Source organism: Brevundimonas sp., from assembly GCF_019636155.1.
Lineage (GTDB): Bacteria > Pseudomonadota > Alphaproteobacteria > Caulobacterales > Caulobacteraceae > Brevundimonas.
This window is the reverse complement of the sequence record NZ_JAHBYB010000016.1, coordinates 24,798-30,884: the sequence shown is the minus strand read 5'-3', so window position 1 is coordinate 30,884 and position 6,087 is coordinate 24,798. Positions and strand designations below refer to the sequence as shown.

Below are 6,087 nucleotides of genomic sequence, written 5' to 3'. Positions count from 1 at the left end.
TGGTCCCTATCTGCCGTGGGTGTTCGAAGCTTGAGAGGATCTGTCCCTAGTACGAGAGGACCGGGATGGACATACCTCTGGTGGACCTGTCATGGCGCCAGCTGTGCAGCAGGGTAGCTAAGTATGGAATAGATAACCGCTGAAAGCATCTAAGCGGGAAACTAACCTCAAAACAAGGCTTCGCTGAGGATCGTGGAAGACTACCACGTTGATAGGCCGGGTGTGGAAGTGCGGCGACGCATGAAGCTTACCGGTACTAATAATCCGATCGGTTTGATCGTTTCTCAGCAAAACTCATTCGATGATCGACCCTGACAGTCGATCGTCCGACAATGTCTTCACGCTTTCTGTCTGTTCGGTTGACCTGGTGGCTATGTCGGAGGTTCCCCACCCGATCCCATTCCGAACTCGGTCGTTAAGCCCTCCAGAGCCAATGGTACTTCGTCTCAAGGCGCGGGAGAGTAGGTCGCTGCCGGGTCTACCGAACAGACAGAAATGAACGTGTTCTTCCTTCACAACCCGGCTTGCCGCGGGATGGAGCAGCCCGGTAGCTCGTCAGGCTCATAACCTGAAGGTCGGTGGTTCAAATCCACCTCCCGCACCCAACGATAACCTAGCCCCGCTTCCTGCCTCCAGGAGCGGGGCTAGATCGCCTTCCAGGTCCAACTCATAATTTCCACGGCCATTGGCCGGAATCACTCGAACGCCCGTGATGAGCGCCCGCAGCGCCGCACGGGCGTTTTCGTTTGTGCGCTCGACATCGGCGTCGTCCGCGACTTTGCCCGATCGTGGCCTGAAGTTGCTCGACCAGCTGGTGGTAGCGGGTGGCCGTGCCGGGATGCAGCTGGACGATCATGTCCCCGGCCGAGGCTGTCAGGGCCAGATCCCGGGGGGTGATCGGCTGGGCCCGCTCAGCCAGCTCATCCGCTCCAGTCTTGGCGCCAGGACCTATGACGCCGTCTCGTGGCAGGCCTTCTTCGCCCTGGCCGCCGCCTATCCCGACGGGACCGCCTTGGCGGCCGCCCTGCCGCATATCGCCGCGAGGTCACCTTCGCCCGGGACAAGGCCGAGCGCCTGGTCGCCGCCCTTCGTGTGATCCGCGCCCGGACCGGCGGTCTGTCGCTGGATTTCCTGCAGGATTGGCCGATCGAGGCGGCGCCTGCCTGGCTGGAAGGCCTGCCGAACACGGGGCCCATGGTCGCGGCGTCCGTCCTGAATTTCAGCTCCCTGAACCGCCGGTCGATGGTTGTGGACAGCCACGTCCTGCGGGTCGCCGGCCGATACGGGCTGGTCGCCCATGACGCCGACATCGGCCAGGCCTGGGAAATGATGATGGCCGCGCTGCCCGACGACTGGGCGGCGTCGGACCTGGCGGATTTTCACCTTCAGCTGAAGCGCCTGGGCCAGACGCGATGCCGGCCGACCGATCCGGACTGCGGCCGTTGTCCCATCGGCGCCGCTTGCGCGGCCAAGCGGAGCCTTTAGCCTGAACGCACGTTGATCCGACCGAGCCTTAACCCTGATGGACACCACCATGAGCCTTCGCTTGACCGCCGCCGTCGCCGTGATGGCCCTGGCCGCCGCCTGCACCCAGCAGGGCGCCGAACAGCCGCCGCAGCCGGTCGAGCCCTCGCCCGCGCCCCAGACGCCGCCGGCGCCGCCGGTCGGCTATGCCTGCGAAAGCGGCCAGACGGTCGAGGTCCAGTATCCCGACGCCTCGACGGCCCAGGTGACCTACAAGGGCCAGACCTACACCCTGCGCACCGTGGTTTCGGCCAGCGGCGCCCGCTATGCAGGGTCTGGGCTGGAGTGGTGGAGCGCCGCGCGCGGACCGCAGGAGACCGCGACACTCAGCCGCCTGGGCCCCAATGACGATGTCGGGGTGGCGGTTCTGGAACGGTGCAGCCGGCCGACGCCGGCGACCGCGCCGGGCGAGCCCGTTCCGCCCGTCCAGGCGCCGGCGCCCGGCGTGACCCCGGCTTCCGCCCCCTGTCGCGGGCCTCAGCTGAAGCTGGCCGAGGCGGGCGGCGACGCCGGGGCCGGCAACCGGGTCACCATATTGTCGCTGCAGAACATGGGGACGACGGCCTGCAGCCTGACCGGCTATCCGGGCCTGACGGTACAGGACGCGCGCGGCCGCAACCTGACCACCGTCCGCACCGAACAGAACCCGGGCAGCTATTTCCGCAACGGCCAGCCGCCCGCCCCAGTCGAACTGGCGCCCCAGGGCAGGGCCTATTTCGACCTGGCCTGGAACGTGATGCCGCATGAGGATCAGGGCGAGAAGACCTGCCCGGCCGGGGCGCGGGTGCGGGTGACGGCGCCGGGCGACACGGCGGCGGTCAGTCTGGACAAGAGCTTCACCCCCTGCGGCGGCCGGGTCCAGGTCAGCCCGGTGCGGCCGGTGGCCGAGCCGGATCGTCAACCCGCGCCTCCCGCTGCGCCATCTGCCGTGAGGGGCGCGCGAACCTGATCGCCCGCTCTGGCGTCGTCGGCGGATTCGGCGTAGCGGAGCGGCCATGACGCAGGGTTTCCACGACCGTATCGCCCAGGAACTGTCCGACATCGGCCAGCAGGGCCTGACCAAGCCCGAACGGGTGATCGCCAGCCGCCAGGGGCCGGTCATCCGGGTCGGCGGGCGCGAGGTGCTGAATTTCTGCGCCAACAACTATCTGGGCCTGGCGGGCGACGAGCGGGTGGCCCAGGCGGGGATCGCGGCGCAAGAGCGCTGGGGCGCGGGCACGGCCTCGGTGCGCTTCATCTGCGGCACGCTGGAGATCCACAAGGAACTGGAAGCGGCCATCGCCGGCTATCTGGGGTTCGAGGACGCCATCCTGTTCGCCGCCGCCTTCGACGCCAACGGCGGGATCTTCGAACCCCTGTTCGGGGCGGACGACGCCATTGTGTCCGACAGCCTGAACCACGCCTCGATCATCGACGGGGTGCGGCTGTGCAAGGCGAAACGGTATCGCTTCGCCAACTCGGACATGGATGACCTGGAGGCCCAGCTGAAGCAGGCCCGGGCCGACGGCGCGCGCGACATCATCATCGCCACCGACGGCGCCTTCTCGATGGACGGCTATGTGGCCCGTTTGAAAGACATCCGGGCACTGGCCGACAAATACGACGCCCTGATCATGGTCGACGACTGCCACGCCACCGGCTTCATGGGGCCGCAGGGGCGGGGGTCGTATGCGCACCACGGGGTGAAGGTCGATTTCGTCACCGGCACCTTCGGCAAGGCGCTGGGCGGGGCCATGGGCGGCTTCATCTGCGCAACCCGGCCGGTGGTGGAGCTGCTGAAACAGCGGGCGCGGCCCTATCTGTTCTCCAACGCCCTGTCGCCGGCGGTGTGCGGGTCCAGCCTGGAGGCGATCCGCATCGCGGCGGGGTCGGAAGGCGACGCCCTGCGGACCCAGCTGTTCGCCAACGCCGCCCGCTATCGCGCGGCGATGACGAAGGCGGGGTTCACCCTGCTGCCGGGCGAACACCCGATCATTCCGGTCATGCTGGGCGACGCCAAGCTGGCCCAGGACATGGCCGCCCGGATGCTGGAGCTTGGCGTCTATGTGATCGGCTTTTCCTTCCCCGTCGTGCCGCGCGGCCAGGCCCGCATCCGCACCCAGATGTCGGCGGCGCATACGTTCGAGCAAATCGATCAGGCGGTGGACGCGTTCAAGACGGCCGGGCGGGAACTGGGCGTGATTTAAACCTCCCTCTCCCGGCGGGAGAGGGCTTGAGCCCCCGAGAGCGCAGCGATCGGTCAGGCGAAAGGGTGAGGGGCTACGGCGCCCGAGCGTTCGCGCCGGTCGCCCTCACCCCAACCCCTCTCCTCTCGGGAGGGGGGCTTTGGAACAGGAGTGATCTGATGACCGACACCATGAAGGCCCTGGCAAAGACCAAGCCCGCCGAGGGGCTGGAGCTGATCGACGCACCCGTGCCGACGCCGGGCGACGAGGATGTGCTGATCCGCGTCAAGCGAACGGCCGTCTGCGGCACCGACATCCACATCTGGAACTGGGACGAGTGGTCCCAGAAGAACGTCCCCGTCCCCATGATCACCGGCCATGAGTTCGCCGGCGAGATCGTCGCCATCGGCAAGGACGTGGATCGCAGGCTCAAGGTCGGTCAGCGCGTCTCGGCCGAGGGTCACGTCATCGACCTGAACAGCGAGGCGGCCCGCGCCGGCCATTTCCACCTGGACCCCCATACCCGCGGCATCGGGGTGAACCGCCAGGGCGCCTTCGCCGAATATGTCGTGGCCCCGGCCTTCAACGTGATCGAGCTGCCGGACGACGTGCCCTATGAGATCGGCGCCATCCTGGACCCGTTCGGCAATGCGGTGCACACGGCCCAGCAATTCGACCTGTTGGGCGAGGACGTTCTGGTCACCGGCGCCGGGCCGATCGGCATGATGGCCGCCGCCGTGGCGCGCCATGCCGGCGCCCGCACGGTGGTGCTGACCGACATCAACGATTTCCGCCTGGACCTGGCCCAGAAGGTGGCGCCGGGCGTGCGCACGGTGAACACCACCAGGGAAGACCTGCACGACGTCATGCACGAACTGGGCCTGAAGGTCGGCTTTGATGTGGCGCTGGAGATGTCGGGTTCGCCCATCGCCTTCAAACAGTGCGTCGACACCCTGATCATGGGCGGCGGCATGGCGCTGCTGGGCATTCCGTCCAAGCCGATGGAGACGGACTGGGGCGCCATCATCCTGAAGGCCCTGACCATCAAGGGCGTCTATGGCCGCGAGATGTTCACCACCTGGCGCAAGATGCTGGGCCTGCTGAAGGCCGGCCTGGACCTGCAGCCGCTGATCACCCACCAGTATTCCTATGACCGCTTCCGCGAAGGCTTCGAGGTCATGAAGGCCGGCCAGTCGGGCAAGGTGGTGCTGGACTGGGACCGCGCGGCGTAACCCCTTCGTCTCCTCCCCATTCCATGGGGAGGGGGACCGCCGAAAGCGGTGGAGGGGCTCTTCGCGTCACGAAGACACGACCCCCTCCGTCTCGCCGGCTTCGCCGCCGATCCACCTCCCCATCGACGATGGGGAGGAGACGCTAGGCCAGCCGGCGGATCAGCGCAGTCTCAAACCCCTTGGCTTCCGACCCCGGCAACTCTGCGATCCGTCCGGTCTCGAACATCTCGAACACCGCCGGGTGGACATAGGACGACCGGCACACGGTCGGGGTGTTGCCCAGCAGGCCCGCCACCGCCTTCACGCAGACGGTGATCTTCGTCTTCGCATCGATGGGCGAGGTCGGCGCCTCTGAATCCCGTAGCGCCCGCGCCGCCGAGACTGTGCCGGCCCAGGTGCGGAAGTCCTTGGCCGAGAAGTCGTCGCCGATGGCCTCGCGGATATAGGCGTTGACGTCATCCGAGGTGACCGGTCGCAGCACGCCCTCGTCGTCGCGGTATTTGAACAGCTGTTGCCCCGGCAGGTCGCGCATGGCCCGCACCACCCGCGCCAGACGCCGGTCGCGTAACCGCACCATGTGCTCGACCCCGCTCTTGCCCTTGAAGGCGAAGGTCAGGGCTGCGCCGTCCACATCCAGATGCCGCTTGTGCAGGGTGGTCAGGCCATAGGAGCGGTTCTGCTTGGCGTACTGGGCGTTGCCGACCCGGATCAGGGTGATCTCCAGCAGGCGCACGGCGGTAGCCAGGGCCTTGTCTCGGGTGAAGCCGCGCCGCCCCAGGTCGGCCTCGACCCGGTCGCGCAGCCGGGGCAGGGCGCGGGCGAAGTCGGCCAGGCGCTCGAACTTGGTCTCGGCCGCATGGCGGCTCCAGTCGTCGTGATAGCGATACTGCTTTCGCCCGCGCGCATCGCGGCCGGTGGCCTGGATATGGCCGTTGGCGCGTGAGCAGATCCACACCTCGGTCCAGGCCGGGGGGATGGCCAGGGCGCGGATGCGTTCCAGCGTGCGGGCGTCGCGGACCGGCTTTCCGTCGCCATCCCGATAGGCGAAGCCCTTGCCTGACCGGCGCCGGGTCAGGCCGGGATTGTCGTCGCTGCACCAGGTCAGGCCCGGCGGCGCCGTCTCTGTCGCAAAGCCCGCCGATCCCTCCGCCATCGCCGCCCGTCCC

At 67.7% G+C, this 6,087-nt stretch carries 6 protein-coding genes, 1 tRNA gene and 2 rRNA genes; 8 read left to right on the top strand and 1 reads right to left on the bottom strand.

The window, feature by feature from the left end; all coding sequences use genetic code 11:
• The 8 genes from KF910_RS13215 to tdh form a co-directional block, all read left to right on the top strand.
• Positions 1-281 (top strand): 23S ribosomal RNA (locus KF910_RS13215); the annotation flags it as partial.
• An 82-nt stretch (positions 282-363) separates the two neighbouring features.
• Positions 364-478, top strand: a 5S ribosomal RNA gene (gene rrf / locus KF910_RS13210).
• 50 nt (positions 479-528) lie between these two features.
• Positions 529-605 (top strand) — tRNA-Met (locus KF910_RS13205).
• A 173-nt stretch (positions 606-778) separates the two neighbouring features.
• Positions 779-1,096 (top strand): hypothetical protein, encoded by a 318-nt coding sequence (locus tag KF910_RS13200; protein WP_292263624.1) that lies wholly within the window; start codon positions 779-781, stop codon positions 1,094-1,096.
• Entirely contained in the window at positions 1,093-1,485 is a 393-nt protein-coding gene (locus KF910_RS13195) for an endonuclease III domain-containing protein (RefSeq protein WP_292263623.1), read from the top strand. Before KF910_RS13200 ends, KF910_RS13195 begins: the two co-directional genes overlap by 4 nt.
• Before the next feature lie 49 nt (positions 1,486-1,534).
• Positions 1,535-2,473 (top strand): DUF4232 domain-containing protein, encoded by a 939-nt coding sequence (locus tag KF910_RS13190; protein ID WP_292263622.1) that lies wholly within the window; start codon positions 1,535-1,537, stop codon positions 2,471-2,473.
• A gap of 46 nt (positions 2,474-2,519) precedes the next feature.
• Positions 2,520-3,710: a glycine C-acetyltransferase gene (locus KF910_RS13185; RefSeq protein ID WP_292263620.1), complete on the top strand. Its 1,191-nt coding sequence runs from the start codon at positions 2,520-2,522 to the stop codon at positions 3,708-3,710.
• A 170-nt stretch (positions 3,711-3,880) separates the two neighbouring features.
• Entirely contained in the window at positions 3,881-4,921 is a 1,041-nt protein-coding gene (gene tdh / locus KF910_RS13180; RefSeq protein WP_416354714.1) for an L-threonine 3-dehydrogenase, read from the top strand.
• 142 nt (positions 4,922-5,063) lie between these two features.
• Here tdh and KF910_RS13175 read toward each other — a convergent pair whose 3' ends face one another.
• A complete protein-coding gene (locus KF910_RS13175; RefSeq protein WP_292263617.1) occupies positions 5,064-6,074 on the bottom strand; it encodes a DNA topoisomerase IB in 1,011 nt (336 codons plus the stop codon).
• Positions 6,075-6,087 lie beyond the last annotated feature (13 nt).

Excerpts from the sequence above, each read along its gene's own strand:
- KF910_RS13190 (WP_292263622.1), top strand. The coding sequence starts at position 1,535 with ATGAGCCTTCGCTTGACCGCCGCCGTCGCCGTGATGGCCCTGGCCGCC.
- tdh (WP_416354714.1), top strand. The coding sequence starts at position 3,881 with ATGAAGGCCCTGGCAAAGACCAAGCCCGCCGAGGGGCTGGAGCTGATC.
- KF910_RS13175 (WP_292263617.1), bottom strand. The coding sequence starts at position 6,074 with ATGGCGGAGGGATCGGCGGGCTTTGCGACAGAGACGGCGCCGCCGGGC.
- KF910_RS13185 (WP_292263620.1), top strand. The coding sequence starts at position 2,520 with ATGACGCAGGGTTTCCACGACCGTATCGCCCAGGAACTGTCCGACATC.